Below are 17,882 nucleotides of genomic sequence, written 5' to 3' on the forward strand. Positions count from 1 at the left end.
CCCCCCCCCCCCCCCCCCCCCCCCCCCCCCCCCCCCCCCCCCCCCCCCCCCCTTTTTAGATGTGTATAAGAGACAGCCGACAGGTTGACCAACGAGACATAATAAGGCGTTGGATTGCTGGCCTGTACCCGATTACCCTGGCTGTTCCAGGTTAGCGCTTTAGCCGCTTCATTGGCGTTACCTTGCAGACCCGCTGGGCGATAGAACAGCTTGATGCGCGAACGGAACGCCATCTGCAAGCGGTTCTCTGTCACTTTACCCTGGGCTTTAGCCGGGACTTCCAGCACGTTAAGCCAGAACACCGATTCTTTATCCATCGGCAGCGAACCACCGGCGTAGCTAATACGTAACGTCTGGCCTTTACTTGGCTCCACACGGTTCATCGGGGGCGTCAGGACAAACGGCACCTTGATCGCTGCCGGTTTGGCGTCGGCGTCACCGTTATCGATCCAGCTTTGCAACAACACCGGTGATGGACCGCCGTTACTGATTTTGACGCTGACTTCTTTAGCGTCAGAGGGGTAAATCACCCGAGTACCACTAATCACCACACTGGCCAAGCTACTGACGCTGAATAAGGCTGCGGCGGCAAGCGTGCCAACTTGCAGCACATTAGTAGAGAGAAGCTTCATCATTAACTCCGAAAACTGACAGATTGGGAGGGGGATACCCCCTCCCACAGTCCATTACTGGTACTGAATAGAATAAACAACGTTGCTGACTACGGTACCCGCAGTGGTTGCTGCCTCTGCATAGTAGCGAACAATGTACGGCAGAGTAGTGCTACCACCGGTAACGTCTTTATAGGTCATCGCGGTAACCTGATCTTGGCTACCGGCTTTGATCACGGCCTGAGTCGGGCTTGAAGCGTCAAGCAATTGCAGGCTGACGTTGGTTGCACCACCGGTAGTGTTAAGCAGACGGCCAGTCACCGCATCAACCGAGGCACCCGCCTGGAAGAAGGCAGAAGCAGTTTCCAGCGTGCCAGAACAGTTGTTCAGGGCCATCACGAAGCCGGTATCACCTGCTGTGCGAGTGGCAGTTTGCAGTTGGCTGGTGCTTACGGTTGGCAGAACTACGGTGGCGTTTGCTGCCTGGCCGTCAACAATAACGTCACAGGTGTTGGCAGTCAGTTCACCGTTAAAGGTGATGGTGCCGGTAGAAGCTGCCTGAGCCAGGCCAACAGTACCGAAAACAGCGATCAGGGATGCAGCGATTGCTAACTTTTTCATATATATTCCTACTTACCTTGTATTATGAATACCATTTTAATATCCATTAAAATGGCCTGGTGAATACCCATGGGGATGGATATAGCTAGATGACTCTAGCATTTATATTAACAACAACTTACTTAATAAATAGCGAAGAGACTCGGTGGTTATCGACGGAATAGCCAATACCATGAACGTTCGCTATAAAATCTTCCGGGAGTCCAAGTGACGCCAGTTTCTTACGCAATTCATTTATTGCATGCCATAAACGCTGGCTGGACGAAGATAAATTAATCTCCTCCCAAACGTTTTTCATTATGTCATTTTTATAGATGACGGCATCCCGGCAATTCGCCAGCAAATAAATCAGTAATCGGGTCTGGATCTCGTTTAGAGAGATAACCTTGAAAAACAGGGTGCGCTCCGCAGCTCCATCAGAGTAATAAAGGAGTCTTCGGTTGGCAATATCGAATTGAATATCATCATCAATTAGGAATCCATAAAGTCTATTTTCCATATGCATCTCGGATTATTATTTTGGTTTAATAACAAAAATAACAAACCTCCCTTAGGTGAGACATTATAGAAGCAATTTCCACTATGGCAACCGCGCCAAGATGATCACATTGCCATCACTAAAAGTCTCACGACAGCATTAAATTCCGAGCAATTCAATTCAGTCAGAATTTACCGCTAGCCGACGCGAATCATTCTGGTGTTTTTCATAACTCATTACTTCACCTCATTTGAGTAGTCATAAATGTCAAAGATTTTTATCTTACAACATTTATAGCTGGCCATTAAATTTTACTCATTAATATTCAATCCATTACCTACAAACTCACGATTAGGATTTATCTGTTACACCGATATAAAAAGCCGCTACCGGTGAAGCTATCCTTTACCTCAGCAAGATGAAGCTGTTTTACTTTGTGCTCCCCTTGCTGATGGAATAAATACTAGGTCATGGATGAGACTTTTCTGAGTGAAGTAGTTTTATTCTTGATAAAAAACAAAAAAATACATGAAATTCAACAAATTAAAAAAACATATTGAATCAGAACAGACTATTCTCAATCGTTCTTAAATGACAGTCACTCTCATTTAAGATTAGTTATTAACATATTGTTTTTTAAATGAATGTGAATTGTTACTGATTTTTCATCCCACTATAAACGGTTAAACTATACTTTAAATAAATCGGACACTCAGACGACAAAAAGATAATATATTGAAATGAAACATAAAGTGATCATTAACGACACCGTACTGTACCTCCCAGAAGAGCACTGCCTGTGCCCACTGCGCGCTCGGGGTAAAGAAACCGTTTTGAACGTTCCTGCCAGCCGTTGCCTGCAATTAATGTTGCAGCATCCCGGCGAGGTGATCAGTCAAAGCGACTTTTTTAACGAGGTATGGCAAAAAAACGGCCAATATGTCACTGCCAATACCCTCTATCAGAACATTTCATTGGTAAGAAAAGGGATGCGGGAAGCCGGGTTGAGTAAAAATATCATCAGAACGGTTCCTAAAGTTGGGGTAGTTTTTTCCGGCACCGTTGAAATACAACAAGAAGAGAGCACCAAGGTCATAGTGCAGCAAAGCAATAAGCCGGAGTCGATCCCAGTGGAGAGCCCACAGGCCGAAACGCCGCCGTCAAAACGCACGGTTTTAAACCAGAGCAAGCTATTGCGTTATGGCCTATTTACGGCGTTCATTATGGCTATGATGATCCTTCTGGCCAGCAATCAGTCACAAAGCGCACGTTTTTTTGACAGCCACAATAAAGCTGCCACGATCAATCAATGTTCTGTCTATATAGATAGAGACGATCTGGAAACCAATGTGGCTGGCTACACAGAATATTTGACCGTCAACAATGTGGTCTGCAATCCGGATGAGTTTGTCTACATTACTCGAACCCCGGCAAACCACAGCACGCTGGTATTATTTTGCGATACCACTGCACAAGGCGATCTGAGATGTTCCTCACGATTTCAAATCGATAATCAACACGACCCTTTTTCCGGCCTGCGACCAGCGGGGAGCCAATAGCCGTTTAACCATAAAGGTAAGGCAACAACGAACGGCGGCGGCGTAGTTGCATTCGTCATGTGGGCCCGGTAGATTGCAAGAGACCTCCCAAGTGGTATACCTACTTGGGAAAAAGGGAGTTTTCTTGTCATTAAGGGATTTACCACATGAGTGCTGCACCACCCGCGATATGGCCAATAAGCGCCGTGCCGAAGGGGATGATAACGAAGAAGCAGGATCGCAGTTACCTTGATTTTATAAGGGGGCCAGGCCCCCTTTCCTCTCCAATCATGTTTCCTGCCAACTTCAACCTCAAGCCAATGCTTTAGCCTTAAGCTGCTGGTATTCACTTTCGGTGATCACGCCATCATCCAACAGCTTTTTGGCATCCGAAATTTGCTCGGCTGGCGATTTGCCAGCCACCTCACGGATATACTCGTTGGTGGCTGAGACAGATTTTTGCACCTGCGCACGATGCCGCTCGGCCATGCCTTTACCACGGGCAATCAGATAGACCAGAGACGTTAACAACGGGATGAACAGCAGGAACACAATCCATACCGCCTTATAAAAGCCGCTCAGTTGGTGATCGCGGAACAGGTCAGAAACGACCTGGAACAGAATAAACAGGTAGGCAATAAAGAAGAAGAACGAGAAGGTGGTAACCAGAATATCCCACAGGGTGAGTAGGTGATAAGTCATTAGTGCTCCTTATGGTCTAGCAAAACCAGGATAAAACGGCTTTCAATAACAGATTGATGTTTAGCACCATAAGTATATGTCGGACTTTCATTTTTTCCATGTTAGGCGGGAAAAATACGGGAAGAGAGGGTATCTGTATGAGTAAGGCACGGGCCCCTCACCCTAACCCTCTCCCACAGGGAGAGGGGACCGACCGAGTGGGCTGAAAATACGGTGATGTATCTTGAATGGGGGCGTTCGAGTTTACTGAGATGATTTCTTTACTTACGAAGAGTAGGGATAACAGCTCCCTCTCCCTGTGGAAGGGGCCGATCGAGTTTGCTGAGATTATCGCTTTTCTTACAAATGAGCAGGGGCTGACAGCCCCCTATCCCTGTGGATGGGACCGATCGAGTTTGCTGAGATTATCGCTTTTCTTACAAACGAGCAGGGGCTGACAGCTCCCTCTCCCCGTGGGAGAGGGTTGGGGTGAGGGCTATGCGTTACGCCAATGGCCATGCAGGATGACATCGTCGACAATTTCCTGCACGGTCAGTTTTGCCTCAACATCGTTAAAAAAATCACTGGTCACGATCTCGGTCTTATCATTCAGCCCAGCGATCACCGTGAGATGGCTGGCTGGATAGACCTCATGGACACGTGTTTGCATTTCGTCCAGCAAGGCCTCACGGGCTTTCTCAGACAAGTTGTCGAACAAATTGTTATCAACTTTTATTTGAATATTCATATTGGTAGCCTCTAGCAATGCGCGTGGGATTATCCCTATCATGATAGGCTCAATGTACAATTTTTGGCTAGTATCGATTCATTACGCCATATATCGAATTTTTATTCTGACAAATGTGGAATTTATTATACTTTACACTATTAAGAAACCTGAAAATCATTATATCACCAAGAAATAGCCAACTTATAGACTGTATTATCAATGCTATTTAAACAGTGCAGATCCCTCCCCGTAAATGCTGGATATTGTCGGTCGTCACCTGTAACATCTCAATAAATACCGAAATAGGAATTCTCCTATGAAATTATCTCTAAATGAATGTCTTACAAACTTTTATTGCACCTTTGTGATTTAAAAACGATAGGTAAGAATTTTATTCTATCCAATCCTAATTATGGCGTTTTTTTAAGCGAAAAAATATAGGAGTTTTCTTTGGTACAGCGTAAATTTCTCACTCTGACAGAAGTTCGTAACCTGATGAGTGCTGCCAGAAAGACACAAACTGGGGTACGGGACAGCTGCCTGATCCTGCTTGCCTTCCGCCACGGCTTTCGTATCAGCGAGCTACTGCGCCTGCGCTTTCGCGATCTTGAAATGGTCGAAGGACGGATAAATATACGCCGGCTTAAAAATGGCTTTTCTACCGTTCACCCTCTGATGAATGACGAATGCGAGGCAATTAGGGAATGGAAACAGCTCAGGGCCCAATGGAAACCGGGGGCAGACCCGGACATTATCTTTATTTCTCAGCGAGGAACCCAGTTATCGCGTGGTCAAGCCTGGCGCATTATCCGCCAGGCTGGCGAACTGGCAGGGACGGTCATCAATACGCATCCCCATATGTTACGCCATGCCTGTGGCTATGAACTGGCGGAAAGAGGCGCCGATACCCGCCTGATCCAGGATTATCTGGGGCACCGTAATATTCGCCATACCGTACGCTATACCGCCAGTAATGCGGCACGATTCGCTGGCATATGGGAAGCGGGTAAACGAAAAAACGGCTGAACCCTGCCAGAATAACCTCACTTTTAGTGTATTATGCAGCAAACCATGCTCTACCACCGCCGGAGATCGCTGTAGATCAGCGATCTCCAAATCGGGCAGTAACCGATATTTGACTATTGATTAAAGCAGGCATAGAGCTCGACTTCACTCTCAATGCCAAGCTTGCCCATCATGTTACGTTTATGCGCACTCACGGTCTTGACGCTGCGAGAAATCTTCTTCGCTATCTGCGAAATGCTGAAGCCTTCCTGCAATAAGCTATAAACCTTTATTTCCGAGCGGGAAAAAGGTCTGGTATCGGCGTTGAACAGACTAATCTCCCGCTCTCTGCGCAGAGACGGACTGACAACAATATTGCCAGACAAGACCCGATCGACCTGATTAACTAGCTGACGAATATCCTCAGATAGAGCAATATAGGATGCCCCAGGCAGGTAACCCGGGCAATCCAACACCTGTTTTCCTGGCACATCGGTCATAATCAGTAACGGTTTGTCCTGCCTGACCGATTGAATAAATGACAGCAGCTTCGCCCCCATAGTGATATTTTCATTCAGGCCATAGAGCTCACTGACGATCAGATCAGCATCAGATAAATCATCATTAAACACCAAATCATAGATAGAGTGTGCCGGTAAGATCTCTGCATCAGGCAGTTTGCGCCTGAATAACTGATACAAACCATGCCAGGTCACAATGCAGGGATGCATAATCATTATTTTTTTCATCACACCTCACCACTCAGTCTGTTTATCTTGGTTAAATAAACCAGCCTACCCGCCAGCAGGTAGAGTTCCTCATTGGTTGTCATCTGTAACTTTCTAATGATCGATTTCTTCTGCGTGCTGATGGTACGTACATCTTTGCCCGTCACATTGGCAATAGCCGTAGCACTGCGCCCGCGCAGTAAGGCTAGCGCAATTAATCTTTCCTGTTTACCTAATAAAGCCGCATTTTTGGACGTTTTATCAGTCTGCTCGCTGCCTAAACATTGGGTGATTTGATAAAGGTTAACCGGATCGATCAGTACCGTATCTACGCCAAACGCGTGGAGAAGTTGCACCAGCCAGGCCATATCATGCTGCAACCAGATCACCGAGTTGGTTTTATGATGATAACTGGCAATATCTGACAAAAAGGATAATAACGACAGATAGTCAGTGCCACGAGATAATGAGCTAAACAAGATCACATCAGGTTTAAATTCATAAACTTTCTTTTTGGCATCGGTCAGTTTACTGACCCGGCAAAAACTTAACTCAGTGCTGCCCGCGTCCCCCAGTAACCGCTGCAGCCCGATCCAATTGATCCTGGATGGCTCAACAACCAGAATTCGCTTGCGGCTTTCCGCTGTCGCATGCTCGACTTGCTGATGATTTGCCTGCTGCATTTTTCCTCCTAAATAACCGTGTTTAGTGCCCTTCCCCCAGGCTTGAGGCCTCGTTCAAACGCACATTCAAGGATACAAAAAGGTCACACCCACCACGGCCTTGACGTTACCCGCCACTACCTGACCGGTAGTGCGTGCATAGTTGGCGGTCAAACCTAAACTGACTGCAGAACTACCGACGGTACCCAGCGCAACGTTCCTATTGGTGGCAATGACACCATTGCGGTTGGCAACCTGAATGCCAATTCCCTGAGCCACCGGTGCAGAGGCGGTGTTGGCAAAAATCGTGGATGCGGCATCCGTGGTTGGCCCGGTCAGGTAATAGGCCAGGTTTTGGTTCTTAGCGCAACGCACCGTCAACGGTATCGACACCGTTCCCGGATATTCTGGCAGATTCACGGTAACGTCGCGGGAAGATACATCACAGCCACCGGTAGGGATCACCACGCTATTGCTGGCATAGATATTCCAAATATACGAATGCGATTCTCCTACGTTATTGGTTTGATGCATATTTAACACCGCAATCAACGACCCACTGGTTATCGCCACTCCACCTGCGGTGCTGATAGGCGTGAGATAAAGCACGGCGGGCCATGGCGTCATAGTGGTGGTTCTATAGACAACGGACTTGGTTTCAGAGGTTGTCGGGAATGGGTAAGAAGTACCGTCATACACAAAGCTACCGGTGAAACTTGCCAGTACGCCACCATAGGCCGAGCCTCTTTGCAGAGAAACGTAGTCTATTCGAGTATCTGGATAATCATTTCGGCAGGATATCTGACGGGACAAATCAACGATCAGGTTTTGGCCGACCCCGATCTGCGGAGTCAAATCCACAAACACGTTAGCGCTGCCGCCACCGATAGGGATGGTTGCCCCGGCCGCCGTTTGGCAAGCAAATGCATGGGCACTGGATGAATAGCCAATCAAGAGCGCAGCTGCACCCAGATATTTCAGAAATACGCGGATTAAGTCTTTCATATGTTCTTCATCATCAGGAATAGGTGTAAGTCACGTTGATCAGGGATTGAATCGAACCCTGCGTCACATTGCCGCTGGGCGTAATGGCCCTCACCTGCAAAACCAGGCTGGCGGCCAGCGATGCGTCATTCACCGCCACAACTTTGGTACTGCCGTTAGGCAGATTTACCCCACTGCTATCAGCCAGTTGCAACGCAATATTGCGGGCCGCGCCCTGATTGGCGTAATAACTTCGGCTGCTATCGGCCGTGCCGGAAAAGGTCGCGGTCACCTTTGAGGTCCCTACCGGGCAGTTGGTGAGGTTCAATGTCACCGAATGCCATGGCGAAGTCGCACCTGCCGCCAGCAGGTTGAAGGTATACAAATCACCCAGCTCTACCGTAGTGGACACGGTGGATACCGTGCAGGGTTTTGCCACCACCTTGCCATTGATGGTGATGTTGACATCTGCCGCATGCGCCAGGGGGAGTACCATCATCAGTAACCACCCCGCGATCGGACCCAGCTTGCTCATGTTCATAGCCCTTTTCTCCGGTTACTGAAATTCCAGGGTGAAGTTTGCCGTTGCTCTAACCTGCCCGGCAGTCACCGGGGCACGGGTCGCCATCAGACGCGCATAGAAATACAGCGTATTGGATTGCCCGGCGGTGATGTTTGACCAGTTCAACCCACTCGAGATCTCATTGAGAGCAATGGCATTGCCGTTGTTATCGAGGATCTGTATACCCATGCCGGCTGCCGCACCGGCCCCACCGTCGATTTTCAGCAAAGTCAAATTGTCGCTGTCTGCCCCACCGGTGAAACCCGTTTTCACCGCGATGGCTGAACCGCCGCATTTATCGAGCACGATGCTGAACGGCACCATCGGCGTCGTCGCCCCTACCCGATGCAGCTGCTTGGCCGCATTACTCATCAGATCCACCACAAAACTTTGCGAACCCGGCGCTATGGAGCAGGCATTGTCCTTAACGTAGCCGTTAATGGCGATGGTACTGTCCGCAGCCTGCGTTACCCTGGCGCTAAACAGCGCCAGCAGACACAGGCTATAAAGTTGTATTCTCATTGATCGCCTCTCCCGCCCAGCGTCATCGGCATACTGCCGTTAGATAGCTGAGTGCACGCTGCTGACTTTCCGGCGGCAGTTGGTAACTCGCCACGCACTGCCCGCCTGCACCCTCGCCCCATTTGGCTTTCACCTCACCACTTGGCGGCAACCCGGTCAGATACACCTGTCCGCCGTCGGCAACAATGCTGCCAGAGCGGCCATTATCGAAGGACACCACCGACCCGAATGGCAACGGTTGTCCGTTATAGGTCAGCGTCATCAGTACCTTCAGCCCGATATGAGTTTTAAAATCAGCCAGCACCACCGCGCCGTGATTCGGCACTACGCTGACCACCGCGTCATCCAGCTCGACGTTGTTTGCCAGCGTATTGGGGTTCAGCGCCACGCGGTTTTCACGATAATCCATGGCAAACGGCAGTACGGCATATCCCCGCCAGTCGGTACGTATCCCGCTCTGGTTTTCCACCGATACGTTACCCGCCCCCGGCGCTTTGACCAGGATCAGCGTGTCATTCAGTGGTTGACTCAGGGTGATGCCATTTTCATGGGCCAGCACACCGCCGCTCAGCCCGTAATACAGTTGGCTGGTACCGCTGCTGCGGCTGTAACCCACGTTGGCGTTGCCAGAAGCCCCTCGATAGTTCAGCGATGTGTTACCCGTCCCGCCTGAAGTGCCCGTTCCGCCTCCGGCGTAACCGGCCTGCACGTTGTAACTCAGGTTGTTATCTTCCAGTAACGTGCCATACACCCCAGCCTGATTGGTCATCCTACCGCTCAGATCGTCAGACATGCTGTAGCTGACGCTAGAGCGGCTGAAAGCGGACTGGCTGTCGGAACGCAACCAATGGCTGAACGGGATGCTGATGTTAAAGGCCAGCATATTGTCGCGTCCGTCCTGCCAGGCATTTTTGGTCAGGCTGTAGCTGAGGGTATAAGTGATATCCTCCAACGTACCGCTGTAACCAGCCTGCAGTTGTTCATCCGCCTTACCGACCCCCCAATAAGTCTGATGGCTACCGGTCAGATAAAAGGTGCCATTGTCCCCAACCTGCTGAGTCACCGTCATCTGCAACCGCCCACGTTTGTTGTAGGCCAGATTGTAGTAATCGGTAAGTTTCGGAATGAGCTCGACGATACCTTCATCTGTTGCCGCCTTGTAGCCGCTCATCTGGCGCCAGGTCGTGTCACCCAGCGCGTAATAGCCGCTGGTGGAATAGCGGTAGCCGAGCAGTTGCAGGTTGGTGCCCCATTCGTTCAATGCCTTGTTATAAAGGAAGCGCAGCGACTGCCCCTGATGGGTGCTGTCATCCGGCAAGGTGGCGCTAGCCTGGGTGATGTCAAACGACACGGCGCCGAAAATGCCCAGGTTTTTAGCCACTCCAAGGTTGAACGCACGATAGCGATCGGCAAGCTGGGTGCCACCAGACAGCGTCCAGCCGTCAGCCAGCCCCCACATCAGGGTGCCCTGGCCAAAGGTGGGCTTTTCTTGCTGATCGTTGCCGCTGCGATACTGCCCCACCATCACCGTATATCTCACCTGCCCTTGGCGCAGCAGCCCAGGAACCGACGTATAGGGCACGGTAAAGACCTGAGCCGTGCCGTCGGCTTCCTGAATGCTGACCTGCAAATCACCGCCGCTGCCCGATCCAGACAGATCGTCGATGGTAAATGGGCCTGGCGGCACCGTGGTCTGATACACCTCAAACCCATTCTGCTTGACCGTGACCCTGGCGGTGCCGCGGGCAATTCCGCGGATCACGGGAGCATACCCTCGCTGGCTGTCTGGCAACATATTGTCATCCGTCGCCACCTGTACGCCGCGGAAGTTCACGCCGTCGAAAACGTCCCCTGAGGTATAGCCGTCACCCAACGTCAGGCGACTGCGCAGCAGCGCAATGTCCCGCTGCAAATAGGTATTGACGTGCTGCCAGCGGTTTTGATTAGAGCTCGATCCACCGCCGCTGGTGTAGCTCCAGGTAGTATTATCCCGCAGCCGCCAGGCCCCCAGATTCACGCCGCTTTGTAAGTTAAGGAAGGCGTAATTGCTGTTGCTCGACTGGCTGTTACGGACATTACTGCCGGTGAAGCTGTAATTGAGCAGCCCGGCAGTGATGCCGTTTTGCCACTGGTCAGGCGGGATATAACCACGGGCAGAGTTGCCCATGTAAGCCTGAGGAACACTGATAGACAGGCGCTGCCGCCCAACGTCAAAATCAGTGGAGGCTTCCTTGATCAGCGAGGTTAATGGTACGCAGGCTTCCGATGCCAAGATGGCCATTCCCGGGACCGCCCGGGTATTGACACCCATGGTGGCCAGTTGGCTGCGAGTCAGGCAAGGCACCAAGGCCTTGTTATCGGCATCGGCCCGGAAAGAGACATCCCGGGTCGACATAAACCCGTCATTCATATAAATGTCGACACGGTAGATACCCGGAGGCGCCTCAAGTCCCTTTTCGAACCCAGACAGATCGGCCACCTTCGCCGGATCGTCAGCCAGAAAACGAGGGTTGAAGTAATTTTCCGCTCGAGCCGATGCATCGCCACATAGCGCCCACAGCATCAAGGCCAAAGGCGTTAAAGTCAGCTTTAAGATGGGGGCACCCTGGTGGTTATCGTTTATCACTCTGCGACTTTCCGTGCCGTTTTTCAGGTATAGCATGATCCCTCCGGTTCGATACAGGTCGCCCGGCTGCCTGATTTATCTGGTTATAGCTTGATGAAGTGGATAGCGGCTCCAGGCCTTACTGCATCACACCCTTGAATGCCGGCGTTTGGGCACCGTAATCGTTGATAGTCCGATAGGAAATCGTGCTGCCTGCATCGGCGGGGAGCGCCACATTGGTCGATCCCATAGGCGATACCATGGTGTTTGCCAACTGCCGAGTGCCAGCGTTCAACTCGCTCAGCGTGATGAAATAAGGGGTAGGATTGACGATCGTCAACTCTTTGCCGCTACGTTTAAAGCGCAGCTGCTCCGCTGCCTTGTCTGGCGCAATGCTCAGCCCATTGGGGCGATAAAACAGTTTGATACGGCTGGTAATAGCCAATTGCAGGGTGTTCTCATCCTGGCGTGATTTGTCCAGTGAGGGGATCGCTTTGACGTTAACCCAGAACAGGCTTTCCCGATCCTTCGGCAAGCTTTGATTAGTCGCATCAATAATGCGCAACGTGTTTTCTTTTTTTCCCTGCATCAAATATAACGGTGGCGTAATAATCAGCCGACCATCTTTTTGGCCATCAGCGTTTTCTACCCAGGATTGGATCAGATAGGTACTTTTCTCATCGTTATTGCTGACTCCCAAAGTCACCTGCTTCTGATCGGCAGGATAGATCACCCGGGTCGCGCCCAGGCCGACTCCGGCGTTTGCCATGCCAACATGCCCCGCCGCCAACAACAGCAGCACGGACATCACCTTTCCAACCTTCGAAATTGTTCTCACATTTACCTCGTCCATCAGGATCTGACTTCCATAACACTGCGCGGCCAAGGGCCAAGCATTCGCAGCGCTATTACTTTTCATCTTGCGGCCAAGGCCTACTGATAAGTCAGTGCGAACCAGGCCTGAGCGTTAGCCAAACCATTGTTCACCGGCTGTCCGGTGGCGCGGTATTTCGCTACGAAATGCAGGATCACCGGCCCCTCTTGCAACGGCACCCAGTACCGCGGCGCAGTATTGAGTGGAATAAATCGGCCTCTGTCGTCGAACAACGCCACGGCTACGCCAGAGGCGACACCTGGCCCTTCACCAACAGAAAGCACCTGCGGATTATTGCTGTCTGCCATGCCATGGAACATGACCCCCACGTTACGGCTGACCGCGGTAGTGCAGTTCTGCAGATGTAAATCAAAGGGGACTGGATCGGCCTCATCGCCAGGCATACGAAACCGGTCGGTGGTGATATTCCCCATCGATACCGTCAAGTTGCGATCTCCGGCTTCCACCGAGCAGGTTTCAGCGATCACTTCACCCTGAAAGCGCATCAGGCCACCGAGAGGTTGTTCCTCCCAACGATCGTCAGCAACGACCTTCCCCGCCAACAGCAGGGTCAGCAGGAGTCCCGCTCCCATTCTCCACATCGCACACTCCTTGCCTCCGGTAGCTGAAAATCAGGCCTCCCTGGCCTGTAATCATCATCCTTGATAAGCTAATTCAGCTTACTGATACTGCACCTTGAAGGTCGCATCAGCGTTGGCAATACCGGCAGTGGCTACGCCGGTCGCGATATAACGAGCCTGGAATGGAACAATAACGGTGCCATCAGAGAGCGTAGTAGCCGCACTGAAGGTAGCGCCATCAACCGCTAACGCAGTACCGGTGCGATCAAGGATCTGAACGCCGACGTTAGTTGCATTACCAGCCGCAGAGCCTTGCAGGGCCAGCGCAGTAGGATAGGTGGCGTTAACCGCTGTGCCGCTGAAAGCGACAGCTGCTTGGGTAGCAACGGTAGAATCACAATCATTCAGTTGGATGTTGAACCCGGTAGCGGAGCTAACATCACCAGCGGTAGCCAGTGAAGTCGTTTTAACCTGCCCCAATTGCACTGTCTGGCCAATAGAACCGGCATCCACGGCACAAGCCGCATTAACAACTTCCCCTTTAAAATGGATAGGGCCACCGTTGACGGTAGTAACCGTTGCCGCATTAGCGACGCCAGCCAGAGAAAGAACTGCGGCAATACCAGCAACCAGTGATTTGATTTTCATACTATTTTCCTTTGAACACATAATGTTTCATAACCATGAAAAAGTGTGGAGGTCGATTCCCCTGGCGGGCAACCGCACAGACTTCATTTCTACTCACGGCCGGACCTCCCTATTCCGTTCAGTTTTCGCCAGCAACATGAGACATTTGGGGCTATTTTGTCTCACCCTATAAAAAAGCGATAAATTAATAAATTACGAATTAATTGACTATTTTTAATATTCAAATCCAGGAACAAAAATATTAAATGCTTTGCAATAAGTACATTATTGTGATTCTGGTGGGATTTTCGATTAACAGCAGAGAATTTATACCATGACAAAATTGCGGGAGGGGAAGAGGCTATTCTGATGAGATAAAAAAATAAGCTTACTTATCATTATGATAAAACGTAATTCAGGAATATTCTAACATGAGGTATTGCAAAATCTTACCGAACGTTGAAGAATTAGGAACAGTTTAGCCCCAATTGTTCCATCTTGCGCCTGATTATTTACCAATAAATCCTTTATAACCAATCCATTACGATCCCACATTCCAACAAAGCGCGCCGCGTTGCTGGCGGTATAACGCACGGTATGCCTGATGTTACGATGCCCCAGATAATCCTGAATCAAGCGAGTATCCGTGCCCCTTTCCGCCAATTCATAGCCGCAGGCATGGCGCAGCATATGGGGATGCGTATGGGTAGCGGTGCCCGCCAGTTCCCCAGCCTGACGGATAATGCGCCAGGCCTGACCGCGCGATAGCTGGGTGCCACGCTGAGAGATAAAAACAATCTCTGGATCCACGGCAGGCTTCCACTGTGCCCTGACCTGGTTCCACTCCCTAATCGCCTTGCATTCATCACTCATCAGAGGATGAACGGTAGAGAATCCATTCTTAAGCCGGCGTATATTTATCCGTCCTTCAATCATTTCCAGGTCGTGATAACGCAAGTTCAACAACTCGCTGATACGAAACCCGTGGCGGAAGGCAAGCAGGATCAGGCAACTGTCCCGTACCCCGGTCTGTTTATTCCGGGCAGCACTCATCAGGTTGTTAACTTCGGTGAGAGTGAGAAATTTACGTTGTGCCACAAAAAACTCCTATTGCAATTATGCTGGATATTACTCGCTCAAGAATTAATAAAATCTGTCGCTGACAGATTGTTTAAAGCATAGCCTATTGTGATGAAGGATTACCAAATAAAAAATAGCATTAAGCGCCAGACGACTAAAACTGTTAACACGACAAGACCCTAAAAATTTAAAGGTTTATTTTCCACCCCCTACAAATATAAGATTTATCTCACCAAAAGTGCGTTTTGTAAGCAAAGCCAGCGCTGGCCTGCCGCCCACCGCCAAAGTGAGGATTTTTCCTAATCACTATGCTAGACAGTAATTAATCGAATAGTATTTTAAATTTTGTAATAAGATGAAAATGCCGTCACGCTATTTTGCTAATCAATTGTTCATCATGTTATTTTTAACCGTCCAGAATGTCACATAACCTTAGCGGTAATACATTCGCTAATGACGTGCACAGGGTTTATTGATTGAGAAGTTTAGATAAAGGGAAGGCAAACAAGCGGTAATAAAAAAAACCGCCCGCTAGGCAATCGTGGAACAAGTCAGAAACGGCTGGGGACGTCACCCCGCAAAACGCAGGCTGACGTCTTCAGGGGAGAACGTTAAAGAATATCCACATTAATCACTGCCGAGCCGCGGAAATCCCCCCCCGCCAGATTACCGTTAACCTTCAATATCGAAGAGATAGGCACGGCAATCGTTTGGTTGGCCTCGATCTTTTCAAGGCTGCCGACATTGGCTGGCTGGTCACGCACAAGCACATCCGCCGCCAGTGAACCATCCGTACGCAGTTTGATACCGCTAGAGGTGTAGCCGACCAGCGTGACTTTAACCGTGGAGCTGGAAGTGCATTTAACATACAAGTCCGAGGTTTTTTTCAATCCTGGCACACTATCGGCCTGAATATCCCCATAGCTGATGTCTACCGAACTGCCAACCAGTGAGCAGGCTGGGCCTGGCGGTGGCTGAGGTTTCCAGGCGTCACCGGTTCCACTACCATGGTCGAGAGAAACGTTCATAGACGGACCATCAGCAGGACGTTTGCCAATTTCTTTACCCAGTCCGAAGAAATACTTTTCATCGCCTTGCAATGTATACGTGAAAGGGAGTATTGATGCCAAAACCTCACTACAGTTGCCACTTGCCACTCCCCTAGCTGACACAAGAAAGCGTTGGTACATCCCCGTACTGGTACCCAATATAGCGTAAAAGTTAACTGTAGTGCCGGTTCTACACGTAGTGGTGGATCCACCGATCCCATCAGGCTGGGCACTAATGGTTAATTGCTTTGGCCCCGTCCAGCTCACATCGATCCCGAGAGCGTGACCATATACGGGCATCATCAGGCCGATAATCACGGCCGTTTTTTTAAGCAGTGCTGTCCCTATTAACTTCATCTCTGTTCCTTATTGCTCTGCGCTATTGTTGATTAGCCTCTTCACAGAGGCCTAGCGGCGTCAGCCCTTAGTCATAGGTCAATGCAAAGGTCATGCTGGCACTGAAAGGACCACGATTAATGGTTCGGTTGGTAATCGCGTCTGGCTCACCTTGCACATAGGCCATCATGCGCAGATAGTTGTCCCCTGCCGCTAACGGGTAGCGATAGGGGCCTAACTGGTTCAATGGCAAAGGAGCGCCATTTTCTGACTCAATACCAATACCAATGCCCGATGCCTGGCTGGAGGCATCCAGCGCCAGTAATCCCGGCAAGGCGGGATTTTCCACTCCGGTGAACGTGACCTGCACCGATTTGCCTAGCGTCAGATCGCAGTTGCTCAGGTGCAGTTTGAACTCCCAACTGGTAGTTCTTTGATTGTGATACAGCTGTTTGTCGATCACCGTACCAAAATCCAGTTGGACGGTTTCCTCACCCGGCGGGATGATGCAAGGTTCCGCCACCAGCGTGCCATGTAAGCGCATGTTTGCCGCCAGAACGCCCTGGCTCAGTGCAAGCAGAGCGACGGTGGCACAGAGATATCTCAGTATTTGCCGCATATCGGCTCCTTATTGGTAATCCGCAAGCAGCGTTGCCGTGACTTCAAACGTCCTTTCTGTCAGTTCGGTGCCCGGTTTTTTAACCGGCACTGCTTCTAACAACGGTGGATTGAGCGGGTCAACAGCGATAGGCGTACCGAGCTCAAACGGCTCGCCGTTCTGGTAAATTTTGATGCCCAGATTGGCAATGTTGGTCTGTAGCGTTGCTGGCTCAAAGGCGGCGACCGGGCCGAGCAGCGTCAGCACCATGCTCCAGGCTGGTCCCGCCGTACAGTCCAGCACGTAATCAACCTGTCGGCGGTGCTTCACCCCATCCACGCTCTTGACGCCGATCCGGTCAAAAGGCACATCAATGTCTTTGTCGTTATTCACCAGACAAGGGGGCGGCTCAATCAACGTGCCGCTAAAGCTCATGTTTTCTACCGCTTGCGACGGGCATATGGCCAGCAGAGCAAACGATAGCAATAGTGACATCCCTGCAACCGATCTCATTCCTTTCTCCCGTTTCACTGGTAGTCGACCACCATGGTGGCTGCCGACGTAAAGTAGCCAGCGGTCAGGGTGCTCCCTGGGCGCTTCACTAAAGTGGCAAACAGCTTTGGCTGATCCGGCAACGTGAAATTCAGCCAGCTATTCACTGGCATTGCCTGGCTGTCACTCGATAAGGCAATCCCCAGATCGCCCTTCGAGGTTTGCAGAGCACCGGCAAAACCGGCGTCCATGCCCTGGATCTGCATTTTTAACGCGTTGGTGTTGCCTGCCGAGCATTCCAACGTGTAAGGCACCGGCTGGCGGTAGTTGATACCATCAACCCGGGTCGTCATCACCTCGTTGGTAAAATCCACCGTGATGGTTTGATCCCCGTTAATCACGCAGGGCGGCGGCAGTAAAATATTGCCCGAGATAGTCAGGTTGGACGTCGCAGCAACCGCTGATGACATGCCCAAAACCAGTATCAAACCTGCAAATCCCGTCGACGTTTTCCACGG

21 protein-coding genes are annotated in these 17,882 nt (G+C 50.5%); 2 read left to right on the top strand and 19 right to left on the bottom strand.

Going from position 1 to position 17,882, the window contains the following annotated elements:
• From JHD74_RS20360 to JHD74_RS20370, 3 genes are all read right to left on the bottom strand, one after another.
• Nucleotides 1-632: fimbria/pilus periplasmic chaperone (locus JHD74_RS20360; RefSeq protein ID WP_199063385.1), on the bottom strand; the 632-nt coding region annotated here is incomplete at its 3' end.
• 54 nt (nt 633-686) lie between these two features.
• A complete protein-coding gene (locus JHD74_RS20365; RefSeq protein WP_074031659.1) occupies nt 687-1,232 on the bottom strand; it encodes a fimbrial protein in 546 nt (181 codons plus the stop codon).
• 118 nt (nt 1,233-1,350) lie between these two features.
• Nucleotides 1,351-1,731 carry a helix-turn-helix domain-containing protein gene (locus tag JHD74_RS20370; protein WP_074031658.1) on the bottom strand — a complete coding sequence of 127 codons (381 nt, stop codon included), beginning with the start codon at nt 1,729-1,731 and terminating at the stop codon, nt 1,351-1,353.
• Nucleotides 1,732-2,450: 719 nt separating this feature from the next.
• Between JHD74_RS20370 and JHD74_RS20375 the strand changes: the two genes are divergently transcribed.
• Nucleotides 2,451-3,269 (top strand): winged helix-turn-helix domain-containing protein, encoded by an 819-nt coding sequence (locus JHD74_RS20375; protein ID WP_199063386.1) that lies wholly within the window; start codon nt 2,451-2,453, stop codon nt 3,267-3,269.
• 291 nt (nt 3,270-3,560) lie between these two features.
• Here the strand turns inward: JHD74_RS20375 and JHD74_RS20380 are convergent, their stop codons facing one another.
• Nucleotides 3,561-3,950 (bottom strand): SHOCT domain-containing protein, encoded by a 390-nt coding sequence (locus JHD74_RS20380; RefSeq protein WP_024484143.1) that lies wholly within the window; start codon nt 3,948-3,950, stop codon nt 3,561-3,563.
• A 475-nt stretch (nt 3,951-4,425) separates the two neighbouring features.
• Entirely contained in the window at nt 4,426-4,677 is a 252-nt protein-coding gene (locus JHD74_RS20385) for a DinI-like family protein (protein WP_074031654.1), read from the bottom strand.
• A 432-nt stretch (nt 4,678-5,109) separates the two neighbouring features.
• On the opposite strand from JHD74_RS20385, the gene JHD74_RS20390 reads away from it, so the two are divergent.
• Nucleotides 5,110-5,685: a tyrosine-type DNA invertase gene (locus JHD74_RS20390; protein WP_074031653.1), complete on the top strand. Its 576-nt coding sequence runs from the start codon at nt 5,110-5,112 to the stop codon at nt 5,683-5,685.
• 113 nt (nt 5,686-5,798) lie between these two features.
• On the opposite strand, the gene JHD74_RS20395 is transcribed toward JHD74_RS20390, so the two are convergent.
• The 14 genes from JHD74_RS20395 to JHD74_RS20460 form a co-directional block, all read right to left on the bottom strand.
• A complete protein-coding gene (locus tag JHD74_RS20395; protein WP_074031651.1) occupies nt 5,799-6,413 on the bottom strand; it encodes a helix-turn-helix transcriptional regulator in 615 nt (204 codons plus the stop codon).
• Complete coding sequence (locus JHD74_RS20400) at nt 6,413-7,075, bottom strand: response regulator transcription factor (RefSeq protein ID WP_074031650.1); 663 nt, start codon at nt 7,073-7,075, stop codon at nt 6,413-6,415. Before JHD74_RS20400 ends, JHD74_RS20395 begins: the two co-directional genes overlap by 1 nt.
• A gap of 66 nt (nt 7,076-7,141) precedes the next feature.
• Entirely contained in the window at nt 7,142-8,059 is a 918-nt protein-coding gene (locus JHD74_RS20405; protein WP_199063387.1) for a fimbrial protein, read from the bottom strand.
• 13 nt (nt 8,060-8,072) lie between these two features.
• Nucleotides 8,073-8,579, bottom strand: a complete 507-nt coding sequence (locus JHD74_RS20410; protein WP_370592682.1) for a fimbrial protein — start codon at nt 8,577-8,579, stop codon at nt 8,073-8,075.
• 15 nt (nt 8,580-8,594) lie between these two features.
• Nucleotides 8,595-9,122 carry a fimbrial protein gene (locus JHD74_RS20415; protein ID WP_065686982.1) on the bottom strand — a complete coding sequence of 176 codons (528 nt, stop codon included), beginning with the start codon at nt 9,120-9,122 and terminating at the stop codon, nt 8,595-8,597.
• A 22-nt stretch (nt 9,123-9,144) separates the two neighbouring features.
• Entirely contained in the window at nt 9,145-11,784 is a 2,640-nt protein-coding gene (locus JHD74_RS20420; RefSeq protein ID WP_199063388.1) for a fimbrial biogenesis usher protein, read from the bottom strand.
• Between the two features lie 82 nt (nt 11,785-11,866).
• The gene (locus JHD74_RS20425) at nt 11,867-12,535 is read right to left on the bottom strand and encodes a fimbria/pilus periplasmic chaperone (RefSeq protein WP_074031645.1); all 669 of its coding nucleotides are present in this window, start codon (nt 12,533-12,535) and stop codon (nt 11,867-11,869) included.
• A gap of 125 nt (nt 12,536-12,660) precedes the next feature.
• Nucleotides 12,661-13,203 (bottom strand): fimbrial protein, encoded by a 543-nt coding sequence (locus JHD74_RS20430; protein WP_065686984.1) that lies wholly within the window; start codon nt 13,201-13,203, stop codon nt 12,661-12,663.
• A gap of 78 nt (nt 13,204-13,281) precedes the next feature.
• Nucleotides 13,282-13,830 carry a type 1 fimbrial major subunit FimA gene (gene fimA, locus JHD74_RS20435; protein WP_024530428.1) on the bottom strand — a complete coding sequence of 183 codons (549 nt, stop codon included), beginning with the start codon at nt 13,828-13,830 and terminating at the stop codon, nt 13,282-13,284.
• Nucleotides 13,831-14,235: 405 nt separating this feature from the next.
• On the bottom strand, nt 14,236-14,907 hold the full coding sequence (locus JHD74_RS20440; RefSeq protein ID WP_081375852.1) for a tyrosine-type DNA invertase: 672 nt from the start codon (nt 14,905-14,907) through the stop codon (nt 14,236-14,238).
• Between the two features lie 593 nt (nt 14,908-15,500).
• Nucleotides 15,501-15,917, bottom strand: a complete 417-nt coding sequence (locus JHD74_RS20445; RefSeq protein WP_074031644.1) for a hypothetical protein — start codon at nt 15,915-15,917, stop codon at nt 15,501-15,503.
• 445 nt (nt 15,918-16,362) lie between these two features.
• Nucleotides 16,363-16,893 carry a fimbrial protein gene (locus JHD74_RS20450; RefSeq protein WP_074031642.1) on the bottom strand — a complete coding sequence of 177 codons (531 nt, stop codon included), beginning with the start codon at nt 16,891-16,893 and terminating at the stop codon, nt 16,363-16,365.
• A gap of 9 nt (nt 16,894-16,902) precedes the next feature.
• Nucleotides 16,903-17,385 carry a fimbrial protein gene (locus JHD74_RS20455; protein ID WP_233169614.1) on the bottom strand — a complete coding sequence of 161 codons (483 nt, stop codon included), beginning with the start codon at nt 17,383-17,385 and terminating at the stop codon, nt 16,903-16,905.
• 14 nt (nt 17,386-17,399) lie between these two features.
• A complete protein-coding gene (locus JHD74_RS20460) occupies nt 17,400-17,834 on the bottom strand; it encodes a fimbrial protein (RefSeq protein WP_081375859.1) in 435 nt (144 codons plus the stop codon).
• Nucleotides 17,835-17,882 lie beyond the last annotated feature (48 nt).

Source organism: Serratia sp. ASV30, from assembly GCF_016428815.1.
GTDB lineage: Bacteria > Pseudomonadota > Gammaproteobacteria > Enterobacterales > Enterobacteriaceae > Chania > Chania fonticola_C.

What these genes read in the sequence shown, in the direction of transcription:
- JHD74_RS20365 (WP_074031659.1), bottom strand. Translation starts at nt 1,232, where the DNA reads ATGAAAAAGTTAGCAATCGCTGCATCCCTGATCGCTGTTTTCGGTACT.
- JHD74_RS20370 (WP_074031658.1), bottom strand. Translation starts at nt 1,731, where the DNA reads ATGGAAAATAGACTTTATGGATTCCTAATTGATGATGATATTCAATTC.
- JHD74_RS20375 (WP_199063386.1), top strand. Translation starts at nt 2,451, where the DNA reads ATGAAACATAAAGTGATCATTAACGACACCGTACTGTACCTCCCAGAA.
- JHD74_RS20380 (WP_024484143.1), bottom strand. Translation starts at nt 3,950, where the DNA reads ATGACTTATCACCTACTCACCCTGTGGGATATTCTGGTTACCACCTTC.
- JHD74_RS20385 (WP_074031654.1), bottom strand. Translation starts at nt 4,677, where the DNA reads ATGAATATTCAAATAAAAGTTGATAACAATTTGTTCGACAACTTGTCT.
- JHD74_RS20395 (WP_074031651.1), bottom strand. Translation starts at nt 6,413, where the DNA reads ATGAAAAAAATAATGATTATGCATCCCTGCATTGTGACCTGGCATGGT.
- JHD74_RS20400 (WP_074031650.1), bottom strand. Translation starts at nt 7,075, where the DNA reads ATGCAGCAGGCAAATCATCAGCAAGTCGAGCATGCGACAGCGGAAAGC.
- JHD74_RS20405 (WP_199063387.1), bottom strand. Translation starts at nt 8,059, where the DNA reads ATGAAAGACTTAATCCGCGTATTTCTGAAATATCTGGGTGCAGCTGCG.
- JHD74_RS20410 (WP_370592682.1), bottom strand. Translation starts at nt 8,579, where the DNA reads ATGAACATGAGCAAGCTGGGTCCGATCGCGGGGTGGTTACTGATGATG.
- JHD74_RS20415 (WP_065686982.1), bottom strand. Translation starts at nt 9,122, where the DNA reads ATGAGAATACAACTTTATAGCCTGTGTCTGCTGGCGCTGTTTAGCGCC.
- JHD74_RS20420 (WP_199063388.1), bottom strand. Translation starts at nt 11,784, where the DNA reads ATGCTATACCTGAAAAACGGCACGGAAAGTCGCAGAGTGATAAACGAT.
- JHD74_RS20425 (WP_074031645.1), bottom strand. Translation starts at nt 12,535, where the DNA reads ATGTCCGTGCTGCTGTTGTTGGCGGCGGGGCATGTTGGCATGGCAAAC.
- JHD74_RS20430 (WP_065686984.1), bottom strand. Translation starts at nt 13,203, where the DNA reads ATGTGGAGAATGGGAGCGGGACTCCTGCTGACCCTGCTGTTGGCGGGG.
- fimA (WP_024530428.1), bottom strand. Translation starts at nt 13,830, where the DNA reads ATGAAAATCAAATCACTGGTTGCTGGTATTGCCGCAGTTCTTTCTCTG.
- JHD74_RS20445 (WP_074031644.1), bottom strand. Translation starts at nt 15,917, where the DNA reads ATGAACGTTTCTCTCGACCATGGTAGTGGAACCGGTGACGCCTGGAAA.
- JHD74_RS20450 (WP_074031642.1), bottom strand. Translation starts at nt 16,893, where the DNA reads ATGCGGCAAATACTGAGATATCTCTGTGCCACCGTCGCTCTGCTTGCA.
- JHD74_RS20455 (WP_233169614.1), bottom strand. Translation starts at nt 17,385, where the DNA reads ATGAGATCGGTTGCAGGGATGTCACTATTGCTATCGTTTGCTCTGCTG.
- JHD74_RS20460 (WP_081375859.1), bottom strand. Translation starts at nt 17,834, where the DNA reads ATGTCATCAGCGGTTGCTGCGACGTCCAACCTGACTATCTCGGGCAAT.